23 protein-coding genes are annotated in these 14,586 nt (G+C 69.6%); 9 read left to right on the top strand and 14 right to left on the bottom strand.

Annotated elements, in window-relative coordinates:
• Positions 1–2: 2 nt before the first annotated feature.
• The 11 genes from QNO07_RS09235 to QNO07_RS09185 form a co-directional block, all read right to left on the bottom strand.
• Positions 3–1,475 carry a terminase large subunit domain-containing protein gene (locus QNO07_RS09235; protein ID WP_283991232.1) on the bottom strand — a complete coding sequence of 491 codons (1,473 nt, stop codon included), beginning with the start codon at positions 1,473–1,475 and terminating at the stop codon, positions 3–5.
• Between the two features lie 42 nt (positions 1,476–1,517).
• Positions 1,518–2,099: a glycosyltransferase family 2 protein gene (locus QNO07_RS09230; protein WP_283991231.1), complete on the bottom strand. Its 582-nt coding sequence runs from the start codon at positions 2,097–2,099 to the stop codon at positions 1,518–1,520.
• Positions 2,078–2,518 carry a class I SAM-dependent methyltransferase gene (locus tag QNO07_RS09225; RefSeq protein ID WP_283991230.1) on the bottom strand — a complete coding sequence of 147 codons (441 nt, stop codon included), beginning with the start codon at positions 2,516–2,518 and terminating at the stop codon, positions 2,078–2,080. The genes QNO07_RS09230 and QNO07_RS09225 overlap by 22 nt, the downstream gene beginning before the upstream one ends.
• Positions 2,519–2,714: 196 nt before the next feature.
• Positions 2,715–3,026, bottom strand: a complete 312-nt coding sequence (locus tag QNO07_RS09220; protein ID WP_283991229.1) for a hypothetical protein — start codon at positions 3,024–3,026, stop codon at positions 2,715–2,717.
• On the bottom strand, positions 3,026–3,679 hold the full coding sequence (locus QNO07_RS09215; protein ID WP_283991228.1) for a glycosyltransferase domain-containing protein: 654 nt from the start codon (positions 3,677–3,679) through the stop codon (positions 3,026–3,028). Before QNO07_RS09215 ends, QNO07_RS09220 begins: the two co-directional genes overlap by 1 nt.
• Complete coding sequence (locus QNO07_RS09210) at positions 3,676–3,924, bottom strand: hypothetical protein (RefSeq protein WP_283991227.1); 249 nt, start codon at positions 3,922–3,924, stop codon at positions 3,676–3,678. Before QNO07_RS09210 ends, QNO07_RS09215 begins: the two co-directional genes overlap by 4 nt.
• Positions 3,921–4,727: an NAD-dependent epimerase/dehydratase family protein gene (locus tag QNO07_RS09205; RefSeq protein WP_283991226.1), complete on the bottom strand. Its 807-nt coding sequence runs from the start codon at positions 4,725–4,727 to the stop codon at positions 3,921–3,923. The genes QNO07_RS09210 and QNO07_RS09205 overlap by 4 nt, the downstream gene beginning before the upstream one ends.
• A 14-nt stretch (positions 4,728–4,741) precedes the next feature.
• On the bottom strand, positions 4,742–5,419 hold the full coding sequence (locus QNO07_RS09200; RefSeq protein ID WP_283991225.1) for a glycosyltransferase family 2 protein: 678 nt from the start codon (positions 5,417–5,419) through the stop codon (positions 4,742–4,744).
• Positions 5,412–5,561, bottom strand: a complete 150-nt coding sequence (locus tag QNO07_RS09195) for a hypothetical protein (protein ID WP_283991224.1) — start codon at positions 5,559–5,561, stop codon at positions 5,412–5,414. Before QNO07_RS09195 ends, QNO07_RS09200 begins: the two co-directional genes overlap by 8 nt.
• Positions 5,562–5,626: 65 nt before the next feature.
• Complete coding sequence (locus QNO07_RS09190; protein WP_283991223.1) at positions 5,627–6,649, bottom strand: NAD-dependent epimerase/dehydratase family protein; 1,023 nt, start codon at positions 6,647–6,649, stop codon at positions 5,627–5,629.
• Between the two features lie 31 nt (positions 6,650–6,680).
• Positions 6,681–7,148, bottom strand: coding sequence for a hypothetical protein (locus QNO07_RS09185; RefSeq protein ID WP_283991222.1), 468 nt, complete (start codon positions 7,146–7,148; stop codon positions 6,681–6,683).
• 406 nt (positions 7,149–7,554) lie between these two features.
• On the opposite strand from QNO07_RS09185, the gene QNO07_RS27665 reads away from it, so the two are divergent.
• Genes QNO07_RS27665 through QNO07_RS09175 form a run of 3 tightly spaced genes read left to right on the top strand, consistent with a single transcriptional unit; the run spans position 7,555 to position 8,263 of the window.
• Positions 7,555–7,764 (top strand): DUF7620 family protein, encoded by a 210-nt coding sequence (locus QNO07_RS27665; RefSeq protein WP_502961806.1) that lies wholly within the window; start codon positions 7,555–7,557, stop codon positions 7,762–7,764.
• Positions 7,764–8,060, top strand: a complete 297-nt coding sequence (locus QNO07_RS09180) for a putative phage holin (protein ID WP_283991221.1) — start codon at positions 7,764–7,766, stop codon at positions 8,058–8,060. The genes QNO07_RS27665 and QNO07_RS09180 overlap by 1 nt, the downstream gene beginning before the upstream one ends.
• 47 nt (positions 8,061–8,107) lie before the next feature.
• Complete coding sequence (locus QNO07_RS09175; RefSeq protein WP_283991220.1) at positions 8,108–8,263, top strand: hypothetical protein; 156 nt, start codon at positions 8,108–8,110, stop codon at positions 8,261–8,263.
• Here the strand turns inward: QNO07_RS09175 and QNO07_RS09170 are convergent.
• Both QNO07_RS09170 and QNO07_RS09165 read right to left on the bottom strand, forming a co-directional pair.
• Positions 8,248–8,550 (bottom strand): hypothetical protein, encoded by a 303-nt coding sequence (locus tag QNO07_RS09170; RefSeq protein ID WP_283991219.1) that lies wholly within the window; start codon positions 8,548–8,550, stop codon positions 8,248–8,250. The two genes, QNO07_RS09175 and QNO07_RS09170, sit on opposite strands and share 16 nt — an antisense overlap.
• A gap of 79 nt (positions 8,551–8,629) precedes the next feature.
• Positions 8,630–9,292 carry a transposase gene (locus tag QNO07_RS09165; RefSeq protein ID WP_283991218.1) on the bottom strand — a complete coding sequence of 221 codons (663 nt, stop codon included), beginning with the start codon at positions 9,290–9,292 and terminating at the stop codon, positions 8,630–8,632.
• 152 nt (positions 9,293–9,444) lie between these two features.
• Here QNO07_RS09165 and QNO07_RS09160 point away from each other — a divergent pair, with 152 nt between their 5' ends.
• The 6 genes from QNO07_RS09160 to QNO07_RS09135 all read left to right on the top strand — a co-directional run bounded on the left by QNO07_RS09160 (position 9,445) and on the right by QNO07_RS09135 (position 13,772).
• Positions 9,445–9,735, top strand: a complete 291-nt coding sequence (locus tag QNO07_RS09160) for a hypothetical protein (protein ID WP_283991217.1) — start codon at positions 9,445–9,447, stop codon at positions 9,733–9,735.
• The gene (locus QNO07_RS09155) at positions 9,732–10,730 is read left to right on the top strand and encodes a site-specific integrase (protein WP_283991216.1); all 999 of its coding nucleotides are present in this window, start codon (positions 9,732–9,734) and stop codon (positions 10,728–10,730) included. Before QNO07_RS09160 ends, QNO07_RS09155 begins: the two co-directional genes overlap by 4 nt.
• Positions 10,727–11,449, top strand: coding sequence for an endonuclease domain-containing protein (locus QNO07_RS09150; RefSeq protein ID WP_283991215.1), 723 nt, complete (start codon positions 10,727–10,729; stop codon positions 11,447–11,449). The genes QNO07_RS09155 and QNO07_RS09150 overlap by 4 nt, the downstream gene beginning before the upstream one ends.
• 176 nt (positions 11,450–11,625) lie before the next feature.
• Positions 11,626–11,976 carry an endonuclease VII domain-containing protein gene (locus tag QNO07_RS09145; protein WP_283991214.1) on the top strand — a complete coding sequence of 117 codons (351 nt, stop codon included), beginning with the start codon at positions 11,626–11,628 and terminating at the stop codon, positions 11,974–11,976.
• 147 nt (positions 11,977–12,123) lie between these two features.
• Positions 12,124–13,353, top strand: coding sequence for a helix-turn-helix domain-containing protein (locus tag QNO07_RS09140; RefSeq protein ID WP_283991213.1), 1,230 nt, complete (start codon positions 12,124–12,126; stop codon positions 13,351–13,353).
• 239 nt (positions 13,354–13,592) lie between these two features.
• On the top strand, positions 13,593–13,772 hold the full coding sequence (locus QNO07_RS09135; protein ID WP_283991212.1) for a hypothetical protein: 180 nt from the start codon (positions 13,593–13,595) through the stop codon (positions 13,770–13,772).
• Between the two features lie 152 nt (positions 13,773–13,924).
• On the opposite strand, the gene QNO07_RS09130 is transcribed toward QNO07_RS09135, so the two are convergent.
• Positions 13,925–14,155 carry a helix-turn-helix transcriptional regulator gene (locus tag QNO07_RS09130; RefSeq protein WP_283991211.1) on the bottom strand — a complete coding sequence of 77 codons (231 nt, stop codon included), beginning with the start codon at positions 14,153–14,155 and terminating at the stop codon, positions 13,925–13,927.
• Positions 14,156–14,586: the final 431 nt, after the last annotated feature.

The following is a 14,586-nucleotide window of genomic DNA, read 5'->3' as shown; positions in this document are numbered from 1 at the left end:
CGTCACCGTAGCCGTCCCCCAGTGATCTGCTTTCTGGCCAGATCGCCACCCAACGAGCCCTGCCCGGCAACTGCGGTACGCACCAGCTTGAGCTGCCACGCGGTCCATACGGCTGCGTCGATCCGGTCAGGCGACCAGCCGATCTCCGGGTACCAGGTGCACATCTGACTTTCCAGCTCCTCGAACACCCCGGCGTGATGCCACCGCCCCTGCGCGGTCAGCGCACTCACCGGCTGCGCCCGCACCGCCTTACCTCGCGTCGCGGTCACCGTACGGATCGGGATCTGCACGCCCAACGCGTCGGCTGCTGTGCGCAGCGTCGCCACGGCCATGTCCCCGCCGTAGTTGCGCTCCACCACCAGCTCGTCGGCCTCCCAGTCGATCGCGGCCTGCACCGCGCGCCGACCCCAGCCGTCCGGGGGAAGGTGGCATGTGCGGTCATCGAGGACGTAGCCGTGATGCTGCGGCCGGACGGCGCCGCGCTGGTGCGCACCGTGAGCCTGCTGGATCAGCAGCTCGGTCATGGCGGGAGACGCGTTCGCCTGGCCCGACCGGAGGATCTCCTCGGCGCTCAAGTCCCCTCCGGGGAGGATCAGCCCCGACTTGCCTGCGACGACGATGCCCTGCTCGCCGGCCCCACCGGACGGGTCGACACCGACGACGGTGCGCACCAGCTCAGGCATGTCATCTGGCCTCACCCGCGCGGCGTCAAGCATGGCGCGGGTCCACAGGGAGTTTTCGTCCTCGTCCATGATGAGGCCGAGGAGCTCCTGCTGGCCGAGCTGTGTGCCGTTGTAGGAGTCTTCCAGCGCTTGGCGGATGTGCTCAGGCAGGTGCGGGTTGTCGTAGGTGGTGGCCGTGGTGAGCACGGAGTTGGGGATCTCTCCGGCGACCAGCTTCTTGATGATGGGCTTCGGCTTCGGGGTGGTGGAAGCGATCCAGTGGGGCCGGGGCCCGGAGCGGAGGCCGAACCGCATCTGGTCCCATGCGGCGTCGAGGTGGCGCCAGGCCGCCAACTCCTCGGCCCAAATGAGACAGGTGTTCCCACCTGCGCGCAGGCGTTCCACGTCGCCCGGACTGTCCGTACCGAAGAGTTTCGCCTGCGCCCCATTCGGCCACCGCACCACGGAACCGCCTGGTGCTGCGATGGGGCCCTTGGCGGAAGGGTCGTGAGCGCGGATCCCGGACGGGCCCTCCACGCATGCAGTCGCCGCGTCACCGAGGGTCGGGGCGATGATGCCGATCCAGTGCGGCACCGGGCCCGGTATGCAGGGTGGCCCGTTGACGTGCCGGACGACGTACTCGGCACAGGCGTCCGTCTTGCCCGCGCCTCGGCCGGCGATCATTGCCCAGCCGTACCAGTCGCCGGGGGGCGGTACCTGGTGGGGCAGTGGCTTCCAGGGGGGTTTCTGGAGTCGGGTGTCGAGCAGCGTGGCTGCGCGCTGCGCGATCTGGGCCCGGTCTCCGGTGGTCATGTCTGGATTGTGGCCGCTGCTCATGGTGGCGCGGTCCGGCGGTCAGCGGGCGCGGGCGTCGCCTCGGGTGGGGAGGCCTGAGGAGTTGGCGCCGTGGTGGTGCCAGGTCCAGCTGCGCACGGGCAGGTGGACGATGTGCGCCCCTGCTGTCACGCAGCCCTTGGTGAACGCGAAGTCTTCGCCTTGGCCGTGGAAGCCGACGAGTTTAGCGAGGCCGGTCCGGACGAGGATGGTGATGGTGGTGGCGTGGGGGTGGTCGTCGTCCCAGGGGCGGCCGAAGAACATGGGGAACGGGTCACGCCCGCCGCGCACCCGGAACCACGGGTACGCGTAGTCCGCGCCAGTCTCGCGGGCGCAGGCGAGGAGCTGCTCCAGATGGGTGGGGTCCATCTCGTCATCGCTGTCGAGGAACGCGACCCACGGCGTGGTGGCCTCGTCGAGGCCGCGCTGCCTCGTGGCTGCTGCGCCCTGCTTCTCCGTGTCCTCCACAGTGATGAGGTGGTGGGGCACGGTCTGCTTGTTGATCGATGTGAGGGCCCGCGCCAGCATCCCGTTCCGGGCCCGCGCAGGGTGGTACGGGACGACCACCGACACCTCCGGGATCACCGAGGGGTGCCCTTCCACAGGATCTCGTTGTCGCCCTGGATGCGGAGCTCCAGCGTCTTCCACGGGCGGATGCCGTAGTCGGCGTGGGCGGCCTTCGTGCCGTCGAGGTAGTGGAACGACTCGACGCACCAGAACGAGACGTGGGTGGGGTCGGCGAAGGCGTGCCACGTCCCGCTGAGGGCGTTGGGTACGCGGATCTCGAACACGGCGCCGGGGAGCAGCACGCGGTGCGCCTCATTCATCACCGCCAGTCGCGGGTCGCCGGCGGGGATGTGCTCCATGACGTGGCTCGCGCGCATGGCGCCCACGGTGCGGTCGCCGGTGGGCCAGGGTGTCTGCTGCGCGGGGCGCCGCCAGTCGCCGGCGCCGTGCTGCGGGTCGAGGTTGATCCAGCCGGCCTGGACGAGCCTGCCGCCGCCGATCTCGATGCTCGTCATCCGGCAACCTCCCAAGCGGTAGATCCCGCCGACCGGACGCCCGTATCCACGGGTTCCACAGACGCGCAATACGGTCTGGCGTCTGTACTCAAGCTCAAACCGCCGAGTGCTGCCTCGACCTCGATGCCTGCGGCGCCCAGCTCATTGAGCAGTGCCGCAAGTCGCCCTGCTGCTTCGTTGATCTCGATGCTGGGCATCACACACGCTCCGGCCAGTGCCACGTGCCGACGACGGGCGACGCCTCGGCCCAGCCGCAGGCGCAGTAGCGGAAGGGGCTGCCGTGCGCTCCGACGTCCGGGCAGTCCGGTGAACCTGCGGTTTCAGCGCCATCGTGATGCGGGACCGTGCGATGGAAATCGGGGCCGGTCGGGTTGAGCACGGCGAGTCCCACATGCTTCGGGTGGTCGGGGTCGCCGGTCAGCTCTGTGACGATCGCGGCTCGGCACTCTTTGTCGTCGTGGCTGACGTAGTGGACGATGCGGCCCACGCTCGGTGTCTGCTCGCTCATCAGTGCCTTCCGCTTCCCTCGTAGGCCAGCCACGCGTTGGTGAAGTGCGTCCCCGGCAGGGTCGTGGGGCGCAGCCGCGCCTCGCGCAGGACGTGCGGCTGCGACACCTGATCCCGTGCCGACCCGGACGCCACCTCGCGCGCCCACGCCGCCCCCATCCGCTTCACTGCGGCCGTGTGCTTGCGGGCGATGACGCCGGATGCCCACAGGCCCCAGCGCTCGGGGTGCCCTGCCTCGCGGTAGCGGCGGGTCTGCCACGCGGCGACACCGTCGGGGTCCATGCCCAGCTTGGTGATCTCGGCGGCCTCGTCGTAGAGGCAGTCGCGCCAGGGGTGTTCGAACTGGGCGATCGGCTTCGCGTGCTCCATGACGGCGGCGGCGAAACCAGGCGAGGTGACCCGGAACGAGGCGTCGACCCAGATGCTGGCCGGGGCGTCGGTGTACTTCCACGGCTCGAACTTCGGGGCCTTCGCCGCGCGGCGCGGCGGCACATCCGGCTGCGGCTCAACCACCACCCGCCAGCCGCGCGCATCGGCTGGTTCGTGGTCGGTGACGAGAACCCAGTCGACCTCCAGCCCGGCCTGCTCCAGTACAGGCTTCACCGAGTCGTACCCGTCGTACACCGCACTGAGGATCGCTACATCGGCGCTCATGCTTCCGCCTTCACTTTGCACTCGGGGTGTGGGTGGACTTCCTCGCCCTGCTCCTCGTAACACCAGCCGCAGCCGAGTGGGCGGTCGATGTGCTGGCGGTAAGTCTCGGCGAGGCCGCAGAGGAGGCATCCGCCTGTGGGCTCGTCGAGGACGAAGCGGTGCCGGATGTCTTGGGCGTCGCCTGCGGTGCCGTCGATTCCGGCGGCCCGGCGAGCGGCTTCACCCCGGTCCTGGAAGTCGCTCACCGGTACCACCTGACGGTCTCCGCGATCCGATCCCAATCCAACTCCGGCTTCCAGTCCAACCGATCCCAGCCCTCACCCTCCGCCGTGATCTGCACCGGTACTTCACCCGCCCGCATCGGCAAATGCACGACGCCCGCCTTCGACCCGGTCACCTCCAGCACAAACGCCGCCAGCTCGTTCACCGTCACCGGCGTCCCCGTGCCCGCGTCGAACGTCGCATCATCGCCGTGACTGACGGCTTCGACGAGCATCCGCCCCACATCGTCCGCATGCACCAGATCCATGGCCTGTTCGCCGTCACCCCAGATCGGCAACGGCCGGCCCTCCCACGCCGCGCGCGCGAACGTCGGCACGATCTTCTGCGGATGACCCGGCCCGTAGTGCTGATGCGGGCCGTAGCCGTTGAACGCGCGGACGGTGGAGACGCGGAGCCCGTAGGCGTGGTGCCAGGCGGTCGTCAGCCTGCGCGCGGCCACCTTCGTCGCCGTGTACACGCTGGGGAACGGGTCCGGCATCGACACCCCGACGTACGACGCCCGATGATCCCGGCACCACTGCAACACCCGCAGCGTGCCCTTGATGTTCACGTCCAGCGCCGTCTCCGGCATGTCGAACAACTCCGACGTGCCCAGCACGCCGGCCAAATGGATGACGACGTCCGCACCTTCGAGCGCGTCCAGCGACCCGAGGACGTCCAGGCCCTGAGTGCGGTCGAACGCCCACACCTCATGCCCGGCGGCTTCGGCGGCGGCGATGGTGGCGCGGCCGAAAAACCCGGCACCGCCCGTGACTGCGATACGCATGCGCTGCTCCTGATTCACCATGGGGTGCGCCCCCACTTCTGACGGAAGGTCTCCCGGTCCCGGCCTGCCTGCTCCTGGAGCTCGGGGCGTTCGTACATCGAGCCGTTCGGGCAGCGGTGCTCCACCGCCAGGCCGGGCACCAGGAGAGCCCCACCCCGCTCGCGGGCCGTCCAGTCGAGGCTGTCGTCGCCGTACCACCAGGCGAGACCCTCATCCAGGCGCAGGCCCGTCTCGCCGCGCAGCAGGTAGGCGTAGCCGGTGATCCGCTGCCGCAGGTCGACCGGCTGCGCCTTCGTGTGGAGGACCTGCCGTCGGCCGCCGTGCTGGTCGGGGTAGGCGAGCACCGCCGCAGTGGCACGCATCGCCGAGGAGAGGCCAGCCACCCAGCCTCCGGGGACGGTGACGTCGCTGTTGAGAACCGCGATGTCCCACCGATCCGCACCGTGCCGGTAGGCGGCCGAGTCGGCGAGAGCGAGGCCGATGTTCCACAACGTCGAGATGTTCGGCGGGTCGAGCGGGACAGCGACCACCGCAGCCTTGCCATGCCACGGCTCCGGACAGATCGGCGGGTCAGACCCGTTGTCGAGCACGATCACGGTGTCGACCTGGTCCACCACGGAGTTGATGCAGTCGGACACCATGTCGTGCCGGTTGTGGGTCGGAATCACCGCAGCCCGGTACAGGTCACTCATCGGCCGACTCCTGAAGGCCAGCCCGAAGCACATCGCCGATCTCAAGCAGCGCCTGGGCAATGGCGATGGTGGCGAGAGCTTGCGCCTGAGCCGCGTTGATCTTCGCGTCTTCTACCTGCGGCCGTTCCGGCAGTGCGTTCATAACTGCCGCTGCTTGGTCGAGGGTGCGCCCAGCAATCTGCCGGTAGGGCCGCGGCTGCGGGGCGCTCATGCGGCCAGCCACTGCGGGTTGTCGGCGTACCACTTCACGATGTCCGCCAGCGTCTCGTCCAACGGCCGCGGACCGGGCCAGCCCAGCTCGGCGAGCTTCGACCCGTCGAGGGCGTACCGGTGGTCGTGACCTGCCCGCTGCGAGTGGTAGTCGACCAGCTCGAAGCTGAGGGGGCGCCCCGCCGCTGCGGCCATGCGTTCCGCGACGTCGAGGTTCGACGCTTCCTCGCCGACGACGTTGTACCTGAGCGGGCCGGCGGGCATGGTCGGGTAGTACGTCAGTCGCTCGTCGCCGTCGAAGTGCTGGGTGAGCCACAGCCAGGCGGCGGCGAAGTCGCGGGCGTCCACCCAGCAGCGCGACCCGGACACGCCGTCAGGGCTGGCGTGGACGGTGAGCTTCTCGCCGCCGTAGATGGCGCGGGCGATCTTCGGAATGAACTTCTCGCTGGCCTGCGGGGCGGGCGCGAGGAGGTTCATCGTGTTGGTGACGATCAAAGGAATGCCCATGGCGCGCCAGTAGGAGTAGGCGAGAGCCTCCTGCGCGGCCTTCGACGCGGCGTACGGGTTCGAGGGGCGGATGCTGTCCCACTCGTGATGCCGGTAGCCCTCCGCGGCCGGGCCGAACACCTCGTCCGTGGACATGTGGAGGAACAGCCGGGGCTTCGCCAGGCGGGCGTACTCCAGCATGTTCAGCTGGAGCTCGACGTTGTTCCGCACGAACGACACCGGGTCCGTCAGCGACCGGTCGACGTGCGACTCGGAGGCGATGTTCCACACGTAGTCGACGGACCCGATCTGCTCGGCAAGGAGCGGCGTGATGGGCAGCGCCAGGTCGTGCGGGATGACGTCGACCCGCCGGCGGACGTCGATGAACCGGTTGAGAACATCGTTGATGCGGGCGCCGTCGCCGCGGTGCCGGTAGGACACGGGGCAGGCCACGTCCCAGTCCGTGTGGGCGAGGACGTGGGCGAGGACGGTGGACCCGACGAACCCGGACGCTCCGGTGAGCAGCAGTCTCATGCGCGGCAGGGTGCCACCGAGCCCGGGATGATCATTCCGAAGCTGCTTCGGCGAGCTTCTGCTGCGCGGCGGCGAGCGCGATCGTGCGCTGCTCCTCCGACAGTTCGAGGGCGTTCAGCGCCGCGGCGAGCGCATCCGCGACGAGCTCACTGTCGAGATCGATGCGCTGTTCCTGAACGATGTCCAGCTGCTGGGGTGCGTCCAGGCCGAGGAGTTTGGCGCGGCGTTCCTGGACGCGCAGGAGGCGGTCGATCGCGGCGAGCACGGTCCCGTCTTCCTGTTCGAGGATCTCGGTGGCGGCGAAGGTCAGGCGGTCGAGGCGTTCGAGTTCGAGTTGTCGGAGTTCGGTTGCTAGTGGCTGCGTGGTCGCGGTGATCAGTTCGGTGAGGCGGTTGGCGACGCCTTGGTGGGAGAGCCCGACGCGTTTGCCGATCTCGCGGAGTGGCATGCCGGAGATCCGTAGACGGAGGATCTCTTCGTTCTGTGCTGCTTTGACCACTGAGGTCTCCTGTGGCATGGCGTCTACCTCCCTGTGGCAATGGTGTCGTGTGGGTGGTGTTGTGCGTTCCGGGTGCTCGGGTTGGTGTGGTGTAGGGCGGTGCCACACTGGCGTGTGGGTGGGGAGGTGGTGGTGTCCGTGACGGAGCTGGTTGGGATCAGCGTCGTGGACTTGGGCGCTACCGCTCTGCTCGGCCTGTGCGTGTGGATGGTGCTGACTGGCCGGCTGGTGCCGCGGCGTACGTATGAGGATCTGCGGGCCGAGCGGGACACGTGGCGCACGGCACACAGGGTGTCGGAGGAGGCGCGGCGGACGGCGCAGCAGCAGAACGGTGAGCTGTTGGAGCTGGCCCGAACTGGAGTGCGGGCGCTGGACTCTCTACCTCGTGGTGGGGAGGTGAGGGGTGATGGTGTGGAGGATGAGGCTGCGTCGTCGTCGGGGTGAGTCTGCGGGGCAGGCTGCTGCGGATGCGGCGTTGGCTCGGGCGGTGCGGGCGCGGCGGGAGGTAGAGGGGGCGCGCTCGGAAGTGGCCCGGCTGGCGGCGAGGTTGCGCCAGTTGCGGGTTGAGAACCATTTCGCGGAGTCGATTGAGGCTGCGCTGCGGGGAGGTCAGTGATGGATCTGGACTGGGCCCGGTGGATGAACGTCAGCGCGTCGACGGCGTTGGCTCTGTCCGCGCTGGTGTTCGTGGTGGTGTACCACGTGCTGGCGCCGTGGTGGCGGTCTGCGGCGGGCCGGCACCTGATGGCGGTGGCGGTGACGTTGGGGTTGTTGGGCGCGTACACGGTGGTGATCACGGCGTGGCCGGAGTGTGGGTGGCTGCGGGTTGCGCGGTCGGTGGTCGTGGTGGTGATGGCGGGGTTGTTGGTGCAGCGGACGGTGATGGTGGTGCGGGCTCAGCGCGAGCCGTGATGGCCCAGCCGTGCGGCGCCCGGCTGCATCACGTGCATGGTGTCGCGGTGTGCGACCAGCCCCCGAGGCACGGCGAGGAGCACAGTGCCTGGTGCGACCTGTGCCGTGAGGAGTACGGCTACGACGACCCGTCCGACCGCCTCGACTGGGAGCACGACGGGGAACGCTGGACGGGCCCGAGCAGCGGTCAGCGCCAGGGCTGAACGCCGAGCACGATCACGGCGACGTAGAGCGCACCCACGGCAGGGAAGGTGATCTTCTTGTGTCGCATCAGCCAGTACCAGAGCGGGCCGAACGCCAGACGGTTGTGGGGCAGGCTCATGTACCAGTCGGCGGCGCGCCTGGCGGGCGGGTTGGTGAGGCGGTCGAGGTCCCGCTGGGCCTCGTGGATGTAAGCGGTGACGGCGGCGTTGAGTGCGGGGTTGTCACCCTGGGGCGCGAGGTGGCGCGCGGTCTCCAGGAGCTTGTCGGAACGACGGCGAGGGCGCATGGTCAGGTCTCCTTGTGGTGTCGGTTGGTGTGGTTGCGGATGCTGGCGGGGGCGCCGACGTAGCCGCAGCCAGCCTCCCTCAGACGAGTTCGCGCGCTCGCTTCTCGGCGCGATCCAGCAGCTCACGCTCCCCGTCGCGGAGGTCGCCGAGCGCGCGGGCCGACAGGCCAGCGAGGAAGACGTGAGCCTGGGCCGAGGTGTCACGGATGCCGAGCGCCTGGAGCAGCATCTCCTGACCCTGTTGGCTGGTGTCGCGGCGAACCAGGGTGTAGATGGCGTCGTTGAAGAGGGAGCGGTCGGCCTGCTCCTGCATCCACTTGTCGAGGGTGGGCCGGCTGATGCCGAGGCTCTTGGCGATGCCGTCCTTGGTGGCGCCGTTTTCCTTGGCGCGCGCGATGAGGGCGTCGCGGCTGTGGAGTGCGAGGCGCTCGTGCCGGGCCTGGGCGGCGGCGTGTGCGCGGAGACCAGCGAGCGCGTTGGTGGCGGCGTCCTCGGCGCGCTGCTCGGCGGCGACCTCCAGCTCCCAGCCAATCCAGGTGAGGAGGTCGGCGCGGGTGGCGGTCTTTCCGGTCTCGACGGCGACGAGGTTGGTCCAGTCGAGGTCTTCCATGTAGCGGTCGGCGATGAGGCCGTGGGGCAGGGTGCCGTCGAGGAGCTGGTTGAGTTCGTCGGCGGTGACGTAGTCCTGAAGGCCAGGGCCTTCCATGTTGAGCAGGTCGACGATCGTGGGGTAGGTGCGCATCGGGCTCCCTCATCGCGTGGCGTTGACGTAAAGACACTTTACGTCGAGCGGGGTTGAATGTAAAGCGTCTTTACGTTGCTCGTCGCGAGTGTCCCTCAGCGCTGACCCTCCATAACCTGACTTATAGACGGTCAGAAACGGTACAATGAGGCATGTCTGACGACGCCCTCACCGAGCCCTACGACCCGCTGCCCGATCTCATCGACCGCGCCGAGCGGCGCCGAGACGGAATCACGCAGCTCAAAGACGTTGCCCGCCTCGCCCTCCACTGGCACCGATCTGAAGTCGGCTGGGCCACGGACGGGGTGACGAAAGACCCGGAGAGCGGCGAACTGATGTACAGGCTCGCAACCGGATGCGCCTGCGGCTCCGGAGAGTTCCCCTGCCGCTGGCGACGGCAGATCACCGCCATCTTCGGCATCGAGGAAGAGGAGCGCTGGTGACCGACCTCGAACCGCGCCCGGCCGACGTCACCCCGCACGACCCGAACACGGCGCTTTCCCCAGCCGCCCTCGACCGCCTCGACCGGTCCGTCCCCGAGAACACCAAGACCGCCTACCGCCGCCAAGCCGCACTCTTCATCGACTGGTGCGAGCAGCACGGCCGCGCCACTCTCCCCGCCAGCCCGCAGACCCTCGCCGCCTACGTCTCCCACCTCTGTGACCTCGACCGGGCACCCGCCACCATCGAGCAGGCCATCGCCACCATCCGCGTCGCCCACCGCGAAGCCGGACACGACGGCCAACCCGACACCCGCGCCGCCCTCCGCATCCTCAAGACCCACAAGCGAGACCGCGCCGAGCAGGGCAAGCGCAAGCGCAAGGCGCCACCCGTCACCCTCAACATCCTCCGCGCCATGATCGACACCACCGACCCCGCCACCCCCGCCGGACAACGAGACCGCGCACTCCTCATCCTCGGCTTCGCCATGATGGCCCGCCGCTCCGAACTCGCCGCCCTCCGCACCGACGACGTGACGTTCACCGACGACGGCCTCACCGTCTTCATCCGCGCATCGAAGACCGATCAGGAAGCCGCCGGAGCGGAAGTCCACATCCCCAACGGCGTCCACCCCGACACCGACCCCGTCCGCGTCACCCGCGCCTGGCTCGACACTCTCACCGCCCACGGCATCCACGACGGGCCCCTCCTGCGGCGGATCAACCGCTGGGGCCACCTCCTGCCCGGCGGCATGTCCGGCGCCGCCATCAACGAACGCGTCCGCAAGCTCGCCGTCGACGCCGATGTACCCAACGCCGTCGCGTTCACCGCGCACGGCCTCCGCGCCGGCGGCCCGACCGAGGCGGCGAAGGCGGGTCAGCCGGTGAGCTTCATCGCCGAGCACGGCCGCTGGTCCAAGACCAGCCCGCAGGTGCTGGAGTACATCCGGCCCGTCGACAAGTGGCGCGACAACCCGATGAGAGGGATCGGCCTGTGACCACGACGGACAGCGCAGGAGAGCGCATCGCCTTCTCGTCCCTGTTCGGCCCCGGCGCACGCACGCGCCCAGAAGCCCCGACGTGCGGGCGAACCACCAAGCGCGGCACGGTTTGCAGGCAGAGCCCCCTGAGCTACTGGCGGCTCCCCAACGGGCCCGTCCGCCCGCACTCCTGCCTGCGCCACCTGACGGATGCGGAGCGCGCCGACTACGACCGAGAGATGGCCGCGGCTGACGCGGCGGACGCAGAGGCGCGTCAGCGCATCGAGCAGATGGCGCCCGCCTGCTGGGGATGGGCCGTCCCCGACAACCCTTCGCCCCGCGACCCCGCCGAGACGTTCCCGGCCGGAGAGGTGCACGAAGGGACGCTGGAGGCTCTGCGCGCCGCGCTGGAAGACCCGGACACCGCGGGACTGGCCGTCATCGAGGAGTGGCAGGCCGGCAGGTGCGGAATCTGCGCATCGCACGGGCACCTCGTAACGGACCACGATCACGAGACTGGTCTGGTGCGGGGGATGCTGTGCGGCAGGTGCAACACAGCCGAGGCGTTCCGGGCGGCGGGCCCTTACAGGCGCTACCGGGAGCGTCCCCCGGCTGTAATCCTCGGCGTCAGGGCCCGGTACTGGGACCCGCTCGCCAAGGACTTCGCGCGGCCGGCGCCGCGGGGCCGCGAAGCCGACAAGTGGACCGACGCGGCCAGTGAGGACATTGGACTGTGACGATAACGGGAGCCGCCGTGAGCGATGCGGAGGAACCGCGTGCCTGCTGGACGTGCAAAGAGGTCAAGGCGGCTGAAGACTTCCCGCGCCACCAAGGTGGCAGGCGTCGACACTGCAAGGAGTGCATGCGGGCTCAATATCGGGCGCGGTACCGTGCGACCAACGGCAAGGACCGCGTGTTCGATCAGAGCCTCCGCCGCCTCTACGGGATCACGCTCGTCCGCTACAACGAGATGCTGGCGGAGCAGGAGCACCTCTGCGCCCTGTGCGGCGAACGCCCTGACACCGATCGCCGGATGCACGTGGACCACGACCATGCCACTGGACAGATCCGCGCCCTGCTGTGCCACCACTGCAACCTGCTCCTGGGGAACGCGAGGGACTCGATACCCCGACTTCGGCAGGCGATCGATTATCTGGAGCGGCACAGCCAACCCCTCGACAACCACCCCGCCTACGCGCTCGCCGCCCGGCTCGGCGAACGGCTCCCGGCGGTCGACACCGCGAGCGACGGCACCGGCCGGTGACCGGCCCGCGCTGCACAGCCCGGGTACAGCGCCCCGGGCACGCACAACGCCCCCCGGCCTCAACGGAGGCTGGGGGGCGCTTTGCTGTCCCACCGAGTGGCACCGGGGGTACCGTCACGAGTGCGACCAGATGACGGAGGGACCAGTATGCCCGAGCACACTGACATCGGCACCACCTTCGGCCAGCGCGTCCGCGGACTGCGTGAGCGGCGAGGCATGACCCGGCCCGTCCTCGGCGGCCTCGTCGGACGCTCCGCAGAGTGGGTCAAGGCGATCGAGACCGGCCGGCTCGCCACCCCGCGCCTGCCACTCCTGCTGAGGCTGGCCGATGTCCTCGCCGTGGAAGACCTTGCCGAACTCACCGGCGAGGAGCGGCTGGCCGCGGCCACGTACACGAAGGCCGCCCACCCGGCGCTGCCCGCAGTCACCGGCGCCCTCACCTCCTACCACCTGGACCACGGTCGTGACGAGGAGCCTGCCCCGGTCGGGGAACTGCTGACGCGGGTGGCGGAGGCGTGGCGATCGTGGCACAGCCGGGGGGCGCACCGAACCCGGATCGCCGCTCTACTGCCGGACCTGCTGGCCGACGTCCAGTACGCGGCCCGGACCCTGGACGGTGGGGAGCGCAGGCAGGCGCAGGCCGCGCTGGCTGAGGTGTACCACCTGACGCAGTTGTTCCTGTCGTTCCAGCCGGTACCGGAGCTGGTGATACTGACCGGGGATCGGGCGATGAGCGCGGCGCAGGACGCGGACTCGCCGCGGGCCATCGCTGGGGCCGCGTGGTACATGAACCACGTGTTCCGGGATGCCGGGGAGCGGCACGAGGCGCGTGTGGAGTTGGCGATGCGCGCCGCTGATTTGCTGGCGCAGGATCGGGACGCGGACGCGGTTGCCCGCTGGGGTCTGCTCCAGTTGGCGGCGGCGTTGTCCTACGCGAAGGTCGGCAGGAAGGGTGACGCGGAGCGGTTCTGGGATCACGCGGACGATGCGGCCCGCCGTCTGGGGGACGACTACACGCACCCGTATCTGATCTTCGGGCGGGGGATGGTGGACGCCTATGCGATCACGATGCGTGCGGACCTGGTGCAGGGTCGGGCGGCGGTGGAGGCTGCGGAGGGGGTGGACGTGTCGGGGGTGCCGTCGGTGACGCGGCGGGCGTTTCATCTGGTGGAGTCGGCGCGGGCGTACAGCATGGAGCGGGAGCCGGTGGCGGTGGTGCATCTGCTGGGGAGGGCGTGGGAGTTGTCGCCGGAGACTGTGCGGTTCAACCTTTTTGCGCGGGGTGCGGTGGCGGATCTGTCGGTGCGGGGCGGGGGGTTGGTTCGGCCGGATGCGGAGGTGTTGCGTCGGCGGATGGGGGTGCCTGTGTCGGCGTAGGTACACCTTGTACCTGTCGGGGTGGGGGTAGGGGTTGTACCTGCTGCCCCCACCTGACGGGGTGACAGTGCGTGTATGACGTGCGACACATCGACATCACATGTCCCGCCGCCCGCCCACCTGCGGCCCGCCCGCGCCCTGCGGAAGTGCAGCTCGTGCGGGCGCCTCGTCACCGCAGGGCGCCCCGGACCCGGGGGCGACTGGCTGTGTGACCGGCCCGCATGCGCCGAGGCCGCACAGTGACCGCGGACCCGCTGGAGCGCTGCCACTGCTGCGACGAGCTGCGCGGCGACGTGCGGCCGATCCGCCTCATTGAGTCCGCGTCCGGCCCCGGGTGGACGGTCCGCGAGTGTCGCACCTGCACCCCCCACTGCGACCTCGACACCATCCTCGCGCAGATCGCCGGGGCCCTGCGGTGACGACCCGCCCCGCGGTCCTGGCGGCTGAGTGCCGTCTCGCGGCGACCCCCGGGTACGAGATGGTGCACGAGTACTGCGACGGCCCGCAGACCCTGCACATCCCCGGGGAGCGGCCCATGGTCATGGCGCGCTGCGACTGCACCTGCCACGCCTCAGGGCAGCAGCGACGACGGGGCGATGTCGAGGGCGCGGGCGATGGCGAAGACGCGGTCCAGGGGCGGGCTGGTGATGCCCAGTTCGATGCGGACGATCGTGCGCCGCTCCACGCCGATCAGCTCGGCGAGTGCCTCTTGGGTGAGGTTGTTGTGCATGCGCGCGTCGCGGATGCGGGTGCCTGCGTCGAGGCGTGCGGCGTACAGCCAGTCGGGGAGCGGATCGGACACCCGCCCACGCTGTAGTGATCATGGTCGCATGTCTGTGCCATCATGTGCGACAGTTTCCGATCATGGAATCTGGGTACACGGACACGACGTCCCCATAGACGGCCGCACCGGCCTGCCCCCCGGCTACCGGTTCGGCCCCTGAGCCCCGGCCTGATCAGCCGGGGCTCAGTGCTGCATAGGTGCCCGCTTCGCGGTGACGTCGTTTGCTACTCACCCCTGGCCTGGCCGCAGGAGCGATCACGGAGGCGTTTGGCCGTGGCCCAACCGTCCATCAACCGGCATCCCTGGACGGCATTGAGCGTCATCGAACGTCACGCATATGTCCCGAATTTCGGCATCGTCGCAGGTCACAGTATGTTCACGAAACAGGTTCAAGTCCCGTCACTCACCCTGAAAAGCAGGGCCTCCGACCTGGGGAAACCCGGGAACGG

This window comes from Streptomyces sp. 549 (assembly GCF_030124175.1).
Classification (GTDB): domain Bacteria; phylum Actinomycetota; class Actinomycetes; order Streptomycetales; family Streptomycetaceae; genus Streptomyces.
Note: the sequence above shows the minus strand (reverse complement) of the source record. Positions and strands in the feature narration are given on the sequence as shown.